Below are 18,135 nucleotides of genomic sequence, written 5' to 3'. Positions count from 1 at the left end.
ATGAAAGACATCACCATCAACCCTGCCATCCCGTTCGAGCTGCCGCCTCTGTTTGAAGGTCGGCACCTTATTGATGGCACGTGGCAGGACAGCGCGTCGGGCGATGCGTTCGAGCGTCGCTCACCCTCGCACGGCTATATCGTCAGCCGTTCCGCCATGGGTAGCGAGGTTGAGACCGAGGCCGCAATCCAAGCCGCACGTCAAGCATTCGACAGCGGTATCTGGAGCCGGGCTTCGGGCAAGGAACGCGCCACCGTTCTGCTGAAAGTTGCGGACCTGATCGAACAGAATGTCGACCGCATCGCCCTGATCGAAACGCTGGAGAGCGGCAAGCCGATCAGCCAATCCAAAGGCGAAGTTGGCGGCGCCGCCGACCTGTGGCGCTACGCGGCCTCATTGGCGCGCAGCACCCACGGTGACAGTCACAATACGCTGGGCGCTGATATGATGGGCGTCGTGCTGAAGGAACCCATCGGAGTCGTTTCGATCATCACACCTTGGAACTTCCCATTCTGGATTCTCAGCCAGAAACTGCCCTTTGCACTGGCCGCAGGCTGCACCGTTGTTGTCAAACCATCCGAAATGACTCCGTCGACAACCCTGATGCTTGGCGAGCTGCTGGTTAAGGCCGGACTGCCTGCAGGTGTCTGCAACATCGTTTTGGGCTATGGCGTTCCAGTTGGCAGTTTGATGTCCAGCCACGACAGCGTGGACATGGTCAGCTTTACGGGCTCGACCGCCGTAGGCAAGACGATCAGCGCGGTTGCGTCGGACACGCTCAAAAAGGTTGCCCTGGAGCTTGGGGGCAAGAACCCGCAGGTCATTTTTCCGGACGCTGATCTGGACGCGGCTGCGGATGCTGTCGTGTTCGGTGTCTATTTCAATGTCGGTCAGTGCTGCAACTCCAGCAGCCGCATCATCGTGCATGAAGATATTGCCGATGACTTCCGCGAACGTGTCGTTGCACTGTCGCGCAAGGTCAAGTTTGGCGATCCTCTGGATCCAACAACGCAGGTTGGCGCGATTGTCACGCCCGAGCATAACTCGAAAATCGATGCCTACGTTAAACAGGCGCAGGCGTCAGGTGCCACCATCGCCCTGGGCGGTGCGCCGCTGCAGGTCGAAGGGCTGGGCGATCAGTTCTATCAGCCTACCATCGTTACGAACGTTCAGCCGGAAATGCCGATTGCGCGGGACGAAGTGTTTGGCCCGGTTCTATCCGTTCTGACGTTCAAAATACTGGACGAAGCCGTCGCGCTGACCAATGATAGCGCTTACGGTCTGTCGGCAGGGGTCTGGAGCGAGAATGTCCATACCTGCCTGGAATTCGCCCGTCGTGCAGAAACGGGAACGGTCTGGACCAACACCTGGATGGACGGGTTCCCCGAGGTTGCCTTCGGTGGGTTCAAGCAGTCCGGGCAGGGGCGGGAAATCGGACGCTACGGGTTCGAGGAATTTTTCGAAGTGAAATCAGTGGTCATGCGCATCGGCAACAGCCGCGCGCCATGGGTTCCGCAAGATTAAGACCGGGCACCGGATCGGTCCCGAATAAGAAGAACGCATTAAGGGAGGAAACAAGAATGCGTAAACTGCTTAATACAAAATCGCTGATTGTGGCGGGTCTGCTGAGCACGACCAGCATGGCGCAAGCTGAAGAGGTTGAGGTTCTGCACTGGTGGACCTCGGGTGGTGAAGCTGCTGCATTGAACGTTCTGAAGGACGATCTGTCCGGTCAGGGCATTGGCTGGACCGACATGCCGGTTGCCGGCGGTGGTGGCGAACAGGCCATGACCGTTCTGCGTGCGCGTGTCACCGCGGGCAATGCTCCGACAGCCGTGCAGGCGCTGGGATTTGACATTCTGGACTGGGCCGATCAGGGCGCACTGGCGGACCTGAACGATGTAGCGGCCAAAGAAGGCTGGGACGACGTTGTGCCGGACGCGCTGAAGGCTTTCGCCAAGCATGACGGCAAATGGGTTTCGGCCCCTGTGAACGTGCATTCGACCAACTGGGTCTGGGCGAACAAAGAAGTCCTGGATGCAAACGGCATCGCGCAACCCACCAACTGGGACGAGTTCGTTGCGGCTGTTGAGGCGCTGAAGGCAGCCGGTGTCACCCCGATCGCACATGGTGGTCAGGCGTGGCAGGATGCAACCGTGTTCGACGCGGTGGCGATGTCCACGCTGGGTCCGGATGGCTACAAGGCTGCGTTCATTGACCTGGACGAGGAAACGCTTGGTGGCGACGCCATGAAAGAAGCGTTCGACCGTATGGCATTTATCCGCGACAACGTGGATGAGAACTTCTCGGGTCGCGACTGGAACCTGGCGACCGCCATGGTCATCAATGGTGAGGCCGGTTTCCAGATGATGGGCGACTGGGCCAAAGGCGAATTCCTGAACGCTGGCAAAGTGCCGGGCCAGGACTTCCTGTGCTTCCGTTTCCCGGGCACACAGGATCAGGTCACGTTCAACGCCGACCAGTTCATGATGTTCGATCAGGGCGGCGCGGTTTCGGCTGAACAGGCTGCATTGGCGAGCGCAATTCTGTCGCCATCCTTCCAGATTGCCTTCAACAAGGTTAAGGGGTCGGTCCCTGCGCGTACCGATGTGGACGGCAGCGATCTGGATGCCTGCGGTCAGCAGGGTATGAAGGATCTGGCCGCTGCGGCATCCTCGGGCAACCTGTTCGGTTCGATGGCTCACGGCCACGCGGCACCGGCATCGGTGAAGAACGCGGTCTATGACGTCGTCACCGCGCATTTCAACGGCGAGTATGACAGCGAGACCGCAGTGGTCGAGCTGGTCGACGCGGTTTCGATCGCCAAGTGATCCGACAGTGATCCTCCCGATGGGGCGGCGTGTCTGCCGCCCTGTCACCAAGAGGGCGCAAAAGCTCCAACATACCACCACTCGAACGAGGAGGGCGCGCCATGGCTGGATCAGCCGACGCGGATATCAAGACACGCCTTCAGAACTGGATACCCAAACTGGTCCTGTCACCATCGCTGGCGATGATGCTGGTCTTTGTTTACGGGTTCATTCTGTTCTCGGTCTACCTGTCCTTTACCGACAGCCGAATCCTGCCAACTTATGGCTGGGTAGGTTGGGAGAATTACGATAAGCTTTGGCGGTTAAGCCATTGGGAAACCTCGCTGATCAACATGGGGATTTTTGCGAGCCTCTATATCGTGATCTGCACGTGCATCGGTCTTGGTCTGGCGATCTTCCTTGATCAGAAAATCCGCGGCGAAGGTCTGTTGCGCCCGATCTACCTGTACCCGATGGCGCTGAGCTTCATCGTGACCGGTACCGCCTGGAAGTGGTTCCTGGACCCCGGCATCGGGCTGGAAAACGTGATGCACACCTGGGGCTGGACCAGTTTCGAGTTCGACTGGATCAAGAACCGGGATTACGCAATCTACACGGTCGTCATGGCAGCGGTCTGGCAGACCAGCGGCTTCGTGATGGCGATGTTTCTGGCTGGCCTGCGTGGGATCGACAATGAAATCCTGCGGGCCGCGCAGATGGATGGGGCCTCGAACTGGAACCTCTATCGCCGGATCATCATCCCGCAGCTACGTCCTGCGTTCCTGTCGGCCTTCGTGATCCTCAGCCACCTTGCAATCAAGACCTTTGACCTTGTGATCGCCCTGACCGGTGGTGGGCCGGGCCGTGCGACCGAGCTGCCCGCAACCTTTATGTATTCCTACACCTTCACGCGGAACCAGATGGGGATCGGTGCGGCCTCGGCCACGATCATGCTGATGACCATTGCGGCAATCATGATCCCCTATCTCTACGCCGAATTGCGGGAGAAACGCTGATGTCCCAAGCAACTCAGGATACCGCAATCCGCACCGGCCGCGTCACGCGTACGCTGATCTATCTGGTGCTGCTGCTGTTCGGTCTGTTCTACTTGCTGCCGCTTTACGTGATGCTGGTGAATTCGGTGAAACCGCTGGAAGAGATCACGGGCGGCGGCATGATGAACCTGCCGCAGGTCTTCACGCTAGAGCCTTGGTTCAAGGCCTGGTCCTCGGCTCAGATCGGTGTCGATCCGACGGGTCTGAAGCCGTACTTCTGGAACTCCATCAAGATGGTGGTTCCGGCGGTGATCGTCTCGACCATACTTGGCGCGCTGAACGGTTACGTGCTGACCAAATGGCGTTTCAAGTATGACACCATCCTGTTCGGCCTGATGCTGTTCGCCTGCTTCATCCCGTTCCAGATCGTGCTGATTCCGATGGCGCGAATGCTGGGCATCATCGGGCTGGCGGGTACGACATGGGGCCTTGCACTGGTGCATGTGGTCTATGGGATCGGCTTCACCACGCTGTATTTCCGCAACTACTACGCCGTGTTCCCGACCGAGCTGATCCGGGCGGCCCAGATCGACGGCGCGGGCTTTTTCCAGATCTTCTGGCGCATCCTTTTGCCCAGTTCCGGGCCGATCGCCGTGGTGTCGATCATCTGGCAATTCACCAACATCTGGAATGACTTCCTGTTCGGCGCGTCCTTTGCCGATGCCAACAGTCAGCCGATGACGGTGGCGCTGAACAATCTGGTGCAGTCGTCAACCGGTGTGAAGGAATACAACGTTCATTTCGCAGGCGCCATTTTGGCGGCCATGCCAACTTTGCTCGTCTACATCGTGGCCGGACGGTACTTCGTCCGCGGCCTGATGGCGGGTTCCGTGAAAGGATAAGGCCTGATGGGTTTTCTGGACATAGACAACGCGACCAAATCCTACGGGGCGGTCGAGGTTCTGCACAAGGTCGATATCTCAGTGCAGGAGGGTGAGTTTCTGGTGCTTGTCGGCCCGTCGGGCTGTGGCAAGTCAACTCTGCTGAACATGATCGCGGGGCTGGAAGAGATCACCAGCGGCGAAATACGTATCAAGGAACAGGTGATGAACGGGGTGCACCCGTCCAATCGGAACATCGCGATGGTGTTCCAAAGCTATGCCTTGTACCCCAACATGACCGTGGGACAGAACATCACCTTTGGCCTTGAGATGCACGGCGTTCCCAAGCCAGAACGCGACAAGGCGATGTCAGAGGTCGCCAAGCTGTTGCAGATCGAGCAGTTGCTGGATCGCAAGCCGGGACAGCTTTCCGGTGGACAGCGTCAGCGCGTCGCAATGGGCCGCGCGTTGGTGCGGAACCCAGACGTGTTCCTGTTCGATGAACCGTTGTCGAATCTCGACGCCAAGCTGCGCGTGGATATGCGGACCGAGATCAAGAAGCTGCACCAGAACCTTGGCACCACCATCGTCTACGTGACCCACGACCAGATCGAGGCGATGACGCTGTCCAGCCGTATCGCTGTGATGAACGGCGGGTACGTTCAGCAACTGGGTACACCGCAGGAGATCTATGACACGCCGGCCAATATCTTTGTGGCAACCTTCATGGGATCCCCAGCAATGAACGTGGTGCCCGCCAAGGTTGTCGTTTTGAATGGCCGTCCTCATGCCGAGGTCGCAGTCCATGATGGGTCGATGGCGCAACTGCCGTTCAGTCAGGACAATCTGGCCGCCTGGGATGGCCGGGATATCCTGCTGGGTATCCGGCCCGAGACGATCACAGACATGGACGGGGCAGACCGCAAATCCTCGAACATCGCGCAGATGACCAACCGCATCGTGGTGACAGAACCGGCCGGGTCGGACACCTTCGTGTCGATGCAGTTGGGTGGCCGCGATGTGATCGCGCGGATGCGCTCGGATGCCGAGGTCGCACCGGGTCAGGATTTTGCCTTTGCCGTGAACATGGAAAAGGCCGTGGCCTTTGATCCGGAAAGCGAGATGCGGATCGTTCCGTGACACAGGCCGACGTCATAATCATCGGATCAGGAATGGGGGGCGCGACCCTGGCGGCGGCATTGGCGCCGTCCGGTCGTCGCATCCTGATCCTGGAACGTGGAGATCATCTGCGGCCCTCAGCACAGGATCGCGACCCGCAGGCAATCTTTGCCAATGGGCATTTTCGCCCGGATGAAACGTGGCTGGACGGGGCTGGCAATCCGTTCAACCCCGGGAACTATTACTGCGTTGGCGGCAATTCCAAGTTCTACGGGGCGGCCTTGATCCGCTATCGCAATGAGGATTTTCAGCCGCGTCAGCATATGGGGGGCCATTCGCCCGGTTGGCCTATCTCGTACGACGAGCTTGAACCAGACTACACAGCCGCCGAAGAACTCTATGCGGCGCGCGGAACTCCAAACGAGGATCCGACTGAGCCTTCGCACAGCAAGGGATACCCATACCCTCCGGTGCCAGACGAAGCGGACATTGCTGACCTCAGGGCCCGCCTTAGTCGCACGGGTTTGACGCCGTCATCTGTACCGCTGGGCGTTGATATCGACACCTGGCTGGCTGCGGGTCAAACGACCTGGGATGCGTTTCCGAATACCTGCGGCGGAAAAATGGATGCGGAAACGCGCGCGCTCGCCGAAGCATTGAACTATGAGAATGTGGAATTGTTAACCGGCGCACAGGCCCGGAAACTGACGGCCAGCGGCAATGGCCGAATAACCGGCGTTCAAGTCGACGGGCACGGTACCTTAGATGCGCCGGTCATCGTTCTGGCCGCTGGGGCGGTGCAATCGTCCGTCCTGTTGTTGGAATCGGCGAACGACAATTGCCCGACAGGTCTGGGCAACCGGTCCGATCAGGTTGGTCGGAACTTCATGAACCACAACTGCTCGGCCGTGCTGGCCTTGCATCCGTTGCGTCGAAATCGGGCCGTTTATCAAAAGACGTTGATGTTCAACGACTATTACAACGATGACGGGCAGGGCGGCCTGCCATTGGGTAATATCCAGATGCTGGGCAAAATCACCGGGCCGATCCTGGCCTCGCAATCGCCATTGCCGGGGCCGATTGCTGCGATGATTGCCAATCGCAGCTTTGATTTCTACGCCATGTCCGAGGACCTTCCCAACCCCGACAGCCGTGTGACCGTCGAACAAGGTCAGATACGGCTGGATTGGAAACGCTCGAATTGGGCCGCGCATGAGGCGCTGGTTGCAAAGCTGAAACAGCATCTGCGCCAGGCCGGGTTTCCTATCGTTCTGTCCCGGCCCTTTGACCGACGCACGCCGTCGCATCAATGCGGCACAGCGCGGATGGGCAACGATCCGGCCAGCAGCGTGGTGGACACCTATTGCCGCAGCCACGACCACAACAACCTGTTCATCGTCGACGCCTCGGTTTTGCCGACTTCGGCGGCGGTGAACCCGGCCCTGACCATTGCAGCGCTTGCTCTGCGGGCGGGGCGGCACATTATCGAAACGGAGTTCGCGGCATGACCGGAATTGCTTTGGTGACAGGCGGCCAGCAGGGCATCGGCCTTGGCGTCTCGCGTGCGTTGATCGCGGCGGGGTACAAAGTTGCGTTGGCTTCGCGTTCAGATGCCGACAAACCTGCTGTTCAAGCCGCCTTGGCCGAGCTTGGCCAAGACGCGATCTACGTACAGCATGACGTCACCGACATCAGCCACGTGCCCGCGTTGCTGGATCAGGTCGAGGCCCAGTTGGGACCGATCACCGCCCTGATCAACAACGCCGGTGTCGGTGCGCCAGTGCGGGGCGACATGCTGGAATTGAAGCCCGAGAATTGGGATTTCGTACAAAACATCAACCTGCGCGGCGCGTTCTTTCTGGCGCAAGAAGTGGCGCGGCGGATGCTGGACCAGCCAGATGATGCGTATCGGTCTATCACATTTGTCACCTCGGTCAGCGCGACGATGGTGTCGATTGAACGGGCTGAATACTGCGTGTCCAAAGCAGCTGCCGCAATGATGGCTCAGCTTTTCGCAGTACGTATGGCCCCGCATGGTATCGGCGTATTCGAGCTGCGGCCCGGCATCATCGCGACTGAGATGACTGCGGGCGTGCGCGACAAATACACCGACCGTATCGAAGGCGGCCTTGTCCCCGCCGCCCGTTGGGGTGAGCCAGAGGACATCGGTTCCGTCGTCGTCCCGCTGGTTCAAGGGCAAATGCACTTTGCCACTGGTGCCGCGATCCCCGTGGATGGCGGCCTGTCGATCTCACGTCTTTAACGCAAGGCACATCAGAATGTCTGAAGGATACGATTTCATTGTTGTCGGAGGTGGCTCGGCAGGCTCAGTCATCGCCGCGCGCCTGTCCGAAGAACCATCGGCAAAAGTGCTGTTGTTAGAGGCCGGTTCCACCGACCGCCACCCGTTCTTTCACCTGCCAGCCGGGTTCGCAAAGATGACCAAGGGCATCGGCAGCTGGGGTTGGTCTACGGTTCCGCAAAAGCACATGCAGAACAAGGTCTTCAACTATACACAAGCCAAGGTGATCGGCGGCGGATCAGCGATCAACGCGCAGATCTATACTCGTGGCGCAGCGCAGGATTACGACGACTGGCGGCAGATGGGCTGCGAGGGGTGGAGCTATGCCGACGTTCTGCCCTACTTCAAAAAGTCCGAGGACAACGACACCTACGATAACGAGTTCCACGGTAAGGGCGGTCCGCTGGGCGTGTCCATGCCCGCAGCGCCTCTGCCGATCTGCGACGCCTATATCAAGGCCGCGGGGCAGGTGGGCATTCCGGAAACTCGCGATGTGAATGGGGCTAAACAGGACGGCGCGGGGTACTATCAACTGACCCAACGCAACGCGCGGCGTTCATCCGCCGCGATGGCGTTTATTGCACCGAACCGCAGTCGCCCAAACCTGACGGTTCGAACTGGCGCTCAGGTCCGTCGCATCATGGTGGACAAGGGCCGTGCGACCGGCATCGAGATGATGAACGGCGATAAGATCACCGCCGCGAAAGAGGTCATTCTGTCCTCGGGTGCCATCGGCTCGCCACGCCTGTTGCAACTGTCCGGTATCGGTCCGGCGGATCACCTGGACAGTCTTGGCATCGACGCGATTTATCATCAGCCTCAGGTCGGCGCGAACCTGCAAGACCATCTGGATCTGTACTCGATCTGTGAGGTGACCGGGCCGCACACCTATGACCGTTTTGCCAAGCTGCACCTGTCAGCCTTCGCAGGCCTGCAGTACCTCTTCACCCGCAAAGGGCCGGTTGCGTCCAGCCTGTTTGAAACAGGTGGGTTCTGGTACGCCGACCCGGATGCGCGCTCGCCGGACCTTCAGATGCACCTTGGGCTTGGTACCGGTATCGAGGCAGGGGTCGAGGCGATGCCCAACGGCGGGGTTACCCTGAACGCCTGTTTCCTGCGACCGAGGTCGCGCGGAACGGTTCGGCTGCAAAGCTCTGATCCCGCAGTGATGCCGCTGATCGATCCCAACTATCTGGCGGACCCTTATGATCGCGAGATGTCCATTCGGGGGCTGAAGCTGGTGCAGAACATCCTCGCGCAGGATGCACTGAAGCCGTACGTCTTGGCCGAACGCTTGCCGGGGCCAAACGTGCGCACCGAGCAGGAGTATTTCGACTTTATCTGCGTGCATTCCAAAACCTCGCACCACTGCGCCGGTACCTGCCGGATGGGCAGCGATGCCGAAGCCGTGCTGGACCCGCGCCTGCGGTTTAACGGGATCGAAGGGCTACGCGTTGCCGACGCGTCGATCATGCCGACGGTCAATTCCTCGAACACCAATGCTCCTACAATCATGATCGGCGAAAAAGCCGCTGACATGATCAAACAAGATCAAGGTTTCTAAACATGATCCGCCATATTGTACTGACCAAGTTCCGCTCCGACGTGACCGAAGAGACAATCGGGGCCATCTATAAAGGCCTTGCAGACGTGTCTCATACCTTGCCAGGGGCCAGCGGGTTCACCGGTGGCCGCAGTGAAAGCCCCGAGCAGATCGAACGCGGATACATGCATGGGTTCGTGATCGACTTCGATGATTGGGCCGCGCTGGAGGTCTATCAAAATAACGAAACGCACAAGGCGCTGGGTGCGCAACTGGTCGAGAACGCTGTGGACGGCATCGACGGCATTCTGGTTCTGGATTTGGAGGTTTGAGACGATGAAACTGATTTTGCCAAATCCAGAGGGGCAACTTGAACCCTATGCGCTGACCGGCACGCCTTTGGTGCCGCGAGCGCCAAAAGTGCCGCTGACCCGAACTGCATTTGCGGCGGCGCACGTGGTCTCGGACCCGTTGGCGGAACGCGACCCCTGGGATGGCCGTCCAGCGGTGGATTGGGACGCAACGCTGCGTTTTCGACAGGGGCTGTGGGAACAAGGTTTGGGCCTGGCAGAGGCGATGGACACGGCTCAGCGCGGGATGGGTGTGGATTGGGCGACTGCGTTGGAGCTGATCCAGCGCACCATGAGGGCCGCAAAGGCGCACCCAATGTCACCCCGTGTTGCCTGTGGGGCAGGGACCGATCACCTGCCGCTGAGCGCCTTGAACACCGCTGGTGAAATCCTGTCGGCTTACGAGCATCAGGCCGAAGCGATCGAGGCCGCCGGTGGCCAACTGATCCTGATGGCCTCGCGCGCTTTCCCGGCGATCAACGCGGGCCCGGATACCTATCACGATGTCTATCGCGCACTGATCGATGGCGCGGCTCAGCCGGTGATCCTGCATTGGTTGGGCGACATGTTCGATCCCGCTTTGACCGGCTATTGGGGCAGTGCGCATGTCGATGCCGCCAGCGATTTCGTTCTATCTTTGATCAATGAAAATCCGGCCAAAGTGGACGGGATCAAGATCTCTCTGTTGGATCAAGCCCACGAAGAAGCCTTCCGCGCGCGACTGCCGGACGGCGTGCGCCTCTACACCGGCGACGACTTTAACTATGCGGACCTAATTGCCGGGGACGGCACGCATTTCTCGCATGCGTTACTGGGTATTTTCGCCGCTATCGCCCCTGCGGCCAGTCAAGCGCTTGAGGCGTTGGCGATGGGTGACATGGACCGCTACAACGCACTGTTCGCCCCGACCGTGCCCCTCAGCCGAGAGATTTTCAAGGCCCCGACACGGTTCTACAAAGCCGGGATCGCCTATCTGGCGTGGCTGAACGGGTCGCAGTCCCATTTCATCATGCCGGGCGGGTTCCAGTCCAGCCGCGATATCTGCCACTACGCGCAGGTCTTCAAGCTGGCGGATCAGGCTGGTTTGCTCTCGGACCCGGAACTGGCTAAAGCACGGATGACCACGCTTCTCAGCCTGCATGGAGTTGAACAATAACCTGAATGCGCAGACCCACGATCATAGATGTCGCCAACTCGGCGGGCGTTTCAAAATCCACGGTCAGCCTGGTTCTGCAAGGCAGCCCGCAGGTCAAGCAGGAAACGCGCAAGCTGGTTCACACCGCTATGAAAGAGATTGGGTATGTCTACAACCGGTCTGCCGCCAACCTGCGGTCGACGGGGACAGCGCTGATCGGACTGGTTATCAACGATCTGACCAACCCGTTCTTTACCGAGTTTGCGACCTCGTTACAGATGGCCCTTGGGTCGCGCGGGTACGCCGTTGTTATGGCGAACACCAACGAAGACGCGGTGTTGCAGGACCAGGTGGTGGCCGCGATGCTGGAACACGGGGTATCGGCCCTGATCCTGTCGCCCGCATATGGCGATGTGTCCAACACGCTGGCGGCGGTTGAAAGGGCTGGCATCCCGATGATGCAGGTCTTGCGAAAAGTCAACGACGCAGACGCGAAGGTCCCATTCGTTGCGCCGGACTATGCGGCAGGAGGGAGAGAGGCGACGCAACACCTGATCCAGACCGGAGCCCGCCGCATTGCGTTTGTCGGTGGCTTGGCCGGGGCTGAGGTCACCCAAGAAAGGCTGTGTGGCTACATCAGTTCGATGCAAGACCATGGGCTGGAGCCGATCGTCAAAACCGGGGAATCCAGCCGCTCCTTCGGGTACGCTGCGGCCGTCGATTTGTTCAAAGAACATCCCGATTGTGACGCCGCCCTCTGTTTCAATGATCTTGTTGCGTTCGGGATGATCAATGCCTGCCACGCTGCGCAGATCAGGATCGGGGCCGATTTTCAGATCATCGGGTTTGACGATATCAAAGAAGCGTCGGAATGCTGGCCAGCCTTGTCCACCGTACACTGCGGCGTGCCAGAGTTCGGCGAGCGTGTGGCCGACACCGTCTTGTCCTGGTTACAGGATGCGGAAACCCCGGCCCAACTGGCGCGAACACCGACACGATTGGTGCTGCGGCAAACCACCAAAAGCGTCTGAGCGACCTGGCCAGAAGCTTTGCCTACTCAGCGGCCGTTGAGGGTTTCGTTTTCTTGAGAGGATCCTCCAGAACATCCTCGGTGACGGGTTTTAACCCCAGAACCTTGTGGAATTGCTGCAGTAATTCCAGTGTGTCAGGGGCCATTTCTTCGATCTTGCCGGGGATGAACTGCACAACCTTCACCGCCTGTTCGCGATCCTTTTTGTTGGGCAGCAGATCGGGCAGGGTAGCGATGGCCTTGTCACGCTCGAATGTGACGATCAAGGTCTGCTCGTGAATGATCCGCGTGCGTTCGTCCATGGTCAGGGATTTGAAGGGGTCATCCTGTGTCATCACGGAAGCCGAGCGTTCAAGCCGGTCGCGCCGCACATTGCCGCGACTATCTGCCATCAGAACAAGCATACGGACCACCGCCTCGACAAACCCGCCTGAGGAAACATGCGCCAAGGCCATTTCGACCTCGGGCAGGGCGCGCAGTTCGGTTTCGCTCTTGAGGGTCCGGCCAATGGCCTGCGGTTTGCCAAATTCAACCGCCAACGGGTTGGTCCAAAGCGAAAGAAACGTCATTTCGTACAGCGCGTCGCGCGTATCACGCACAAAATCCATTTGCTGTTCGACCATCCGAGCCCAGAGCCGTTCTGCTTGCACAAACGGGTTACTGTCCGAGACAGGCGCGCGTGGCTCCATTTGCTGGGCCGCGCTCTCGAGCATCGCAAAGAACGGATTGACACTGGATACAAGCGCGCGTTGCAGGCGCAGCGGATGCAGCTTTCGCATGGTTTCGCTGAGCGCGGGATTGACCATGGACTTCACAACAGGACGGGCCACAATGTCATAGATTTCGGACTGGATTTCAGACATCCGAGCAACGGCGGCAAATCCGGCCTCTTCTTCGCGCCCGTCATCGATCTTGCGCAGGTCATCGATCGTGCGTTCGGCAAAGCTGACGGTAAAGCTCTTGTCCTGCCCGTGTCCTTCGAAACTGTCGATCTTCATCTCATAAAGACCGGGCGGCAGGGCTTCGATCGTTTTCATGGTGGACGTGACTTCGGTATGTTCCTTCTTCGCGACCTTGGACGAGACGAAAATACCCAGATGCCCCACCTGATCGTGGATCATGTAGATGATGCGTTGCCCGCGGATACGAATTTCGTCGACATCCGTATAGCTGTCCACGATCCAGTTGAGCGCTTGTTGGGGCGGGGTGATGTTGTCGCCGTAGCTGGTAAACACGATGATCGGCGCTTTGACGTGTTTGATATCAACTGCCTGACCGGGCTCTAGCTGCGCCTGGTTCTTGACCAGCTTGTTGCCAACAAACAGCTGCTCGACGATCCATTTGATCTCGGCCTCGTTGAGGATGAAGAAACCGCCCCACCAGCGTTCGAACTCCAGGAAACGATCCTTGCCACCGTCCGGGTTGGCAAAGAGGTCGTAGTATTTTGCAAAGAAGTTTCGACCGGGGTTCAGCATCTCAAAGTTGGACACCAGATGTGCGCCATCGAACTGCCCACCACCCAAATCGGACCAGAGCATCGGTTGCCATGCTCCGCCCAGAACACCGCCGTTATAGCGCATCGGGTATTTGCCGACCTCACCAGACCAAGGTTGTACCGGCGCACCGTTCAGAACGATGGGCCCGGTCAGATCAGGGTTGGTTGCCGCCAAAAGCAGCGTTGCCCAACCGCCCTGACAATTCCCGGTGACGACCGGCTTGGCGCTGTCAGGGTGGCGGCGTTGGACCTCACGGACAAACTCGGCCTCGGCGTTGGTGACATCGGCCAGGGTTTGACCGGGTACCGGGTCACGGGTGAAATTCACGAAATAGACCGGGTGCCCGTCATGCAAGGCCACGCCAACCTGACTGTCGGTTTTAAATCCGCCAATACCTCCGCCATGCCCGGCCCGAGGGTCGATAATGATATAGGGACGCTTCCAGTCATGCACTTCGGTGCCTTGGGGCGGCACGATGCGCAACAGCTGATAATTGCAGGGCCGATCAAGGTTCCGACCATCGACGACGACCTCATAATCGTAAATCAAAACCGGAGGGCAGCCGGCAGCCTCGTGTTCGACGAAATTGTCACCGCGCTGACGCAGCACATCCAGTGTCAAAAGCCAGCGCTTTGCGGCGTCTTGCACATAAGTCGCGTAGTGGTCAGTCACACCATTGCCTGCTTGCGCCATGGTGCCTGCGATCCTGGACAAGTCTTCCATCTGATTGCGCACACGCTGCGTATGCTCTTCGGAAATCGATTTGCCCTGACGCGTGGCCGAACGCATCAGCAATTCCGCAGTTGTCGCAGCCTCGCCAAATAGTTCCGCCAGCTCTTTCATCTCGGTGGCGGGCTGGGCGTTCAGGTTTTCGGTCACGGCTTGGGCCGCCTCGGTGCCGAACAGCCATTTGACATTGCTTTCGTCGATAAAATTCGGTGTCATCGCTGACTCCTTTTGCGTTAGGCGACGATGCTATAGCCGCCATCTATCTGGTGTACGCCACCGGTCACGTTCGCAGCTTCGCGGCTCGCCAGAAACGCGGCATAGGCCCCTACATCTTCGATTGTGGCCAGCTGGTGCGTCGGTGCGTGCTGTGCGGCTGCGTCAAGCAGTTCGTCAAATTCGTCTATCCCACTGGCGGCCCGCGTCATCAGCGGACCCGGCGACAACGCATGGACCGAAATCCCCTTGGGGCCCAGCTCGGCCGCGGCATAGCGCACAGCACATTCCAACGCGGCCTTGACCGGACCCATCATGTTGTAATGCTCGACAACCCGGGTCGAGCCCTGAAACGACACAGTCATGCAGGTTCCGCCCTTTGGCATCAGCGGCTCGGCCTTGCGGATCATGCGCAGAAAGGAATGCACCGAAATGTCCATGGCCAGCCCAAAGCCTTTGGCCGAGCAATCGATAACGCGCCCGTGCAAATCGTCGCGTGGTGCAAATGCGATGGAGTGCAAAAGCGTATCCAGCTGTCCCCATCGTTGGGTGATTTCTTCGAACAGGACGTCCAGTTGATCGGTGTCCAGGACATCTAACGGACGAATAATCTCAGCCCCCAGCTCTTGAGCCAACGGTCGCACAGACTGTTCTGCTTTTTCGTTCAAGTATGTGATTGCAAGATCGGCGCCCAAAGCCTTGAAAGCCTTAGCACACCCCCAGGCAATCGAGTTTTCATTGGCTACGCCAACAACCAGAGCTTTCTTGCCGTGCATTTCAAACATGGAAGCGACTCAATGAGCAGAACAAACAAAATTGCTGCAAGTGCAGCATGTCCGGTTGTCAGGCATATGACAAGGTAAGGCTTATGTACCGTTTTCCGCTGCCGAGACCGGAAATGCTGCCTGCAGTGTGAATTTTCGACCCAACATCAAAGGCCTGTCGGATCGGGTGAAGTTGATAACTCAAGCCGCGCCTGCGGCAAAAAAATCACCTGCAAGTGCCATTGTCCCATGCGTCCAATGCTGCAGACGAACAGTCTGCGGCTCAAAAAATGATCCATATGTCTGACGACCGCGTATTTAAGTCAAATTGGGATCGAGGCTAGTGCGTCAAGAAGTTCTGTTAGGCATAGTCTTCGCCTTGGGCGTGGGCATAATCGCGGGCCTTGTGTTTCTGTCATCGGGCGGTCAGACGCGCGATTCCGAGACCGAGGCTTATTCTGTCCCGGGTATGCCGGGCATGACGGTACCTGTTGCTCAGCAATTGTCGGGAGAATTGACCCCGGCCTTGCTGTTGGTCGTATATGACGCCTTCGGAAAAACCCAGGAAGACGAGATTTACGACACGCTTGCCAGTGTGACCCACGGTGATGCCCTGGAGTACCTTTACCTTGAACGGGTCGGCGCGATGGCTGGGGGCGGGTTGGATGAGGCCGACCAAACCATCCACGAAATCAACCTTTTGGACAGCACTGTCACGCGCGATGGTGCCGAACTGGTTATCGATGCCACGTGGCAAGTGATCGGTACCGTAGGCCATGCAGAACACCTGCATGTGCGCGGCAATACCTACAGCGCGGATCTGTCGGTATCTCCTGTCGAGGGGGCCTGGCGGATCACCGATTTCACGCTGCGCGATGTCAACCGGGACGCGGCGGGTGAGACGTTCGAGATATCGCAAGAGGATCACCAATGATTGGGGTCAGCTCAGTCTCGTTCGGATACGGCGCGGGTGGCTTCCGGCTGAACGTCCCGGAATTGACACTACAGCAGGGCGAGCGGCTGGCGATTGTAGGCCCAAGCGGTAGTGGCAAGACAACGCTCCTGAACTTGATCGCCGGTATTCTTTTGCCGGATGGTGGGCGGATCGAGGTCGACGGAACCGAAGTGACCGGCTTGTCAGATGCCGAACGCCGTCAATTTCGTGCCAGTCACATCGGATTTGTGTTTCAGGACTTTGCGTTGTTGGACTATTTGTCCGGTCGTCAAAACATCCTGTACCCGTACCGGATCACTCCGGCGCTGAAACTGGATGCCGCAGCGCGGGATCGCGCGCAGGCGCTGGCCGAGGCCTGCGGCATTGGCGATAAGTTGGACCGGCATCCCACCGCTCTGAGCCAGGGCGAACAGCAACGCGTTGCGATTTGCCGTGCTTTGGTTACGCAGCCCAAGCTGATCCTCTCGGACGAGGCAACAGGCAATTTGGACCCTGACAGTAAGGGCCGTATCCTGGATTTACTGTTCGAACAAGCGACCGAAGCAGGCGCGACCGTGCTGGCCGTAACCCACGATCACGAGCTTTTGCCGCGGTTCGAACGGGTGATCGACTTTGCGCAATATCGCGAAGGGGCGACGGCATGAACGCGTGGTACCTTGCCTTTGCCTATCTGCGGTTTCACTGGGCGCGCAGCCTGGTGCTTGTGGTCGTTGCAGCACTGATCCTGTTCGTGCCCGCGGCCACTCAGATACTTCTGTCCACCAGCCAGACGGCGCTTGTGGCCCGTGGTGAAGCGACACCGCTGCTTCTGGGTAGCCGCGGTTCACAGCTGGATCTGACAATGGCCGCGCTTTACTTTTCCGACGAACGCCCGGATCCGATTGCGATGGGCGAGGTCGAAGCGATTTGGGACAGCGGTCTTGCTGTGCCTATCCCGGTGCATACGGCGTTTTCATCCGGTGGGTTCAGGATCGTTGGCACATCGTTGGACTATTTTGACTTTCGCAATCTGATGTTTGCCGAGGGGCGGGGCTTGTCCTTGCTGGGTGACGCAGTGATCGGTGCGGATGTGGCGCAGGCTTTGGGCAAGGGGGTGGGCGATACTCTGGTTTCGTCGCCGGAAAACCTGTTCGATCTTGACGGTGTCTACCCGTTGGAAATGCCAATCGTCGGTGTTCTTGCCCCGACGAACACCCCAGACGACCAAGCGATTTTCGTTGATATCAAAACGGCTTGGGTGATCCAGGGAATTGGGCACGGCCACGAAGACGTTGTCACAGCCGCCGATATCGCCTCGGGCACAGAGACGCTGGCCAATGCGTCTGTCGTGCAGTTTCAGCGTATCACCCCCGACAATATCGACAGCTTTCACTTTCACGGGGCGCAAGATGATTTTCCGGCCACTGCAGTCATTGTCGTGCCAGCGGACATACGCGCCGCGACCATCCTGAAAGGGCGTTATCTGGATAGCGAGAACCCCAGTCAGTTGATCGAACCCGCCGGGGTGATCCAAGGGCTGGTGGATCGCATCTTTCGGATCAAGTCACTGCTGGATGTTGTGACGGCGATCATCGCAGTAGCGGCCCTTGCCGCCGTTGGGTTGGCGGTGTTCCTCAGCTACCGACTGCGGGCTCGCGAAGTAGCGACTGCGGTAAAACTGGGCGCGCGGCGGGGTATGGTGGTGCGCCTGCTGGCGGCTGAGACGGTGACCCTATTGTTGATTTCAGGGTGTATTGCGGCCCTTGGCGCCGCGTTGGTTTCACGAAATGCTGAGACTTGGGTGGGTTGGCTACTCTCGCTTGGCGCATAAGAA

General features: G+C 58.8%; 16 protein-coding genes. 14 read left to right on the top strand and 2 right to left on the bottom strand.

Going from position 1 to position 18,135, the window contains the following annotated elements:
• The 11 genes from J7416_RS11125 to J7416_RS11075 all read left to right on the top strand — a co-directional run bounded on the left by J7416_RS11125 (window position 1) and on the right by J7416_RS11075 (window position 12,166).
• Window positions 1-1,524, top strand: a complete 1,524-nt coding sequence (locus J7416_RS11125) for an aldehyde dehydrogenase family protein (protein WP_209224835.1) — start codon at window positions 1-3, stop codon at window positions 1,522-1,524.
• Window positions 1,525-1,580: 56 nt separating this feature from the next.
• Window positions 1,581-2,831 (top strand): ABC transporter substrate-binding protein, encoded by a 1,251-nt coding sequence (locus J7416_RS11120; protein WP_209224834.1) that lies wholly within the window; start codon window positions 1,581-1,583, stop codon window positions 2,829-2,831.
• A gap of 101 nt (window positions 2,832-2,932) precedes the next feature.
• On the top strand, window positions 2,933-3,826 hold the full coding sequence (locus tag J7416_RS11115) for a sugar ABC transporter permease (protein ID WP_209224833.1): 894 nt from the start codon (window positions 2,933-2,935) through the stop codon (window positions 3,824-3,826).
• Window positions 3,826-4,707, top strand: a complete 882-nt coding sequence (locus tag J7416_RS11110; protein WP_170614506.1) for a carbohydrate ABC transporter permease — start codon at window positions 3,826-3,828, stop codon at window positions 4,705-4,707. Before J7416_RS11115 ends, J7416_RS11110 begins: the two co-directional genes overlap by 1 nt.
• A 6-nt stretch (window positions 4,708-4,713) precedes the next feature.
• Entirely contained in the window at window positions 4,714-5,826 is a 1,113-nt protein-coding gene (gene ugpC / locus J7416_RS11105) for a sn-glycerol-3-phosphate ABC transporter ATP-binding protein UgpC (RefSeq protein ID WP_209224832.1), read from the top strand.
• Complete coding sequence (locus J7416_RS22835) at window positions 5,823-7,313, top strand: GMC family oxidoreductase (protein WP_209224831.1); 1,491 nt, start codon at window positions 5,823-5,825, stop codon at window positions 7,311-7,313. The genes ugpC and J7416_RS22835 overlap by 4 nt, the downstream gene beginning before the upstream one ends.
• Window positions 7,310-8,068: a 3-ketoacyl-ACP reductase gene (locus J7416_RS11095; RefSeq protein WP_209224830.1), complete on the top strand. Its 759-nt coding sequence runs from the start codon at window positions 7,310-7,312 to the stop codon at window positions 8,066-8,068. The genes J7416_RS22835 and J7416_RS11095 overlap by 4 nt, the downstream gene beginning before the upstream one ends.
• A 16-nt stretch (window positions 8,069-8,084) precedes the next feature.
• On the top strand, window positions 8,085-9,671 hold the full coding sequence (locus J7416_RS11090) for a GMC family oxidoreductase N-terminal domain-containing protein (RefSeq protein WP_209224829.1): 1,587 nt from the start codon (window positions 8,085-8,087) through the stop codon (window positions 9,669-9,671).
• A 2-nt stretch (window positions 9,672-9,673) separates the two neighbouring features.
• Window positions 9,674-9,982 (top strand): Dabb family protein, encoded by a 309-nt coding sequence (locus J7416_RS11085; RefSeq protein WP_209224828.1) that lies wholly within the window; start codon window positions 9,674-9,676, stop codon window positions 9,980-9,982.
• 4 nt (window positions 9,983-9,986) lie between these two features.
• On the top strand, window positions 9,987-11,156 hold the full coding sequence (locus J7416_RS11080; RefSeq protein WP_209224827.1) for a dihydrodipicolinate synthase family protein: 1,170 nt from the start codon (window positions 9,987-9,989) through the stop codon (window positions 11,154-11,156).
• 5 nt (window positions 11,157-11,161) lie between these two features.
• Window positions 11,162-12,166 carry a LacI family DNA-binding transcriptional regulator gene (locus tag J7416_RS11075; protein ID WP_209224826.1) on the top strand — a complete coding sequence of 335 codons (1,005 nt, stop codon included), beginning with the start codon at window positions 11,162-11,164 and terminating at the stop codon, window positions 12,164-12,166.
• 22 nt (window positions 12,167-12,188) lie between these two features.
• On the opposite strand, the gene J7416_RS11070 is transcribed toward J7416_RS11075, so the two are convergent.
• A complete protein-coding gene (locus tag J7416_RS11070; protein WP_247744240.1) occupies window positions 12,189-14,606 on the bottom strand; it encodes a DUF3141 domain-containing protein in 2,418 nt (805 codons plus the stop codon).
• Between the two features lie 17 nt (window positions 14,607-14,623).
• A complete protein-coding gene (gene fabI / locus J7416_RS11065; RefSeq protein ID WP_209224825.1) occupies window positions 14,624-15,388 on the bottom strand; it encodes an enoyl-ACP reductase FabI in 765 nt (254 codons plus the stop codon).
• Window positions 15,389-15,710: 322 nt separating this feature from the next.
• Between fabI and J7416_RS11060 the strand changes: the two genes are divergently transcribed.
• From J7416_RS11060 to J7416_RS11050, 3 genes are read left to right on the top strand one after another with little or no spacing between them, the layout of a single operon-like run.
• The gene (locus J7416_RS11060; protein WP_209224824.1) at window positions 15,711-16,301 is read left to right on the top strand and encodes a hypothetical protein; all 591 of its coding nucleotides are present in this window, start codon (window positions 15,711-15,713) and stop codon (window positions 16,299-16,301) included.
• On the top strand, window positions 16,298-16,966 hold the full coding sequence (locus J7416_RS11055; RefSeq protein WP_209224823.1) for an ABC transporter ATP-binding protein: 669 nt from the start codon (window positions 16,298-16,300) through the stop codon (window positions 16,964-16,966). Before J7416_RS11060 ends, J7416_RS11055 begins: the two co-directional genes overlap by 4 nt.
• Window positions 16,963-18,132: an ABC transporter permease gene (locus J7416_RS11050; protein WP_209224822.1), complete on the top strand. Its 1,170-nt coding sequence runs from the start codon at window positions 16,963-16,965 to the stop codon at window positions 18,130-18,132. Before J7416_RS11055 ends, J7416_RS11050 begins: the two co-directional genes overlap by 4 nt.
• Window positions 18,133-18,135 lie beyond the last annotated feature (3 nt).

The sequence above is a fragment of the Ruegeria sp. R14_0 genome, from assembly GCF_017743975.1.
In the GTDB taxonomy this organism is placed as follows: domain Bacteria; phylum Pseudomonadota; class Alphaproteobacteria; order Rhodobacterales; family Rhodobacteraceae; genus Ruegeria.
Note: the sequence above shows the minus strand (reverse complement) of the source record. Positions and strands in the feature narration are given on the sequence as shown.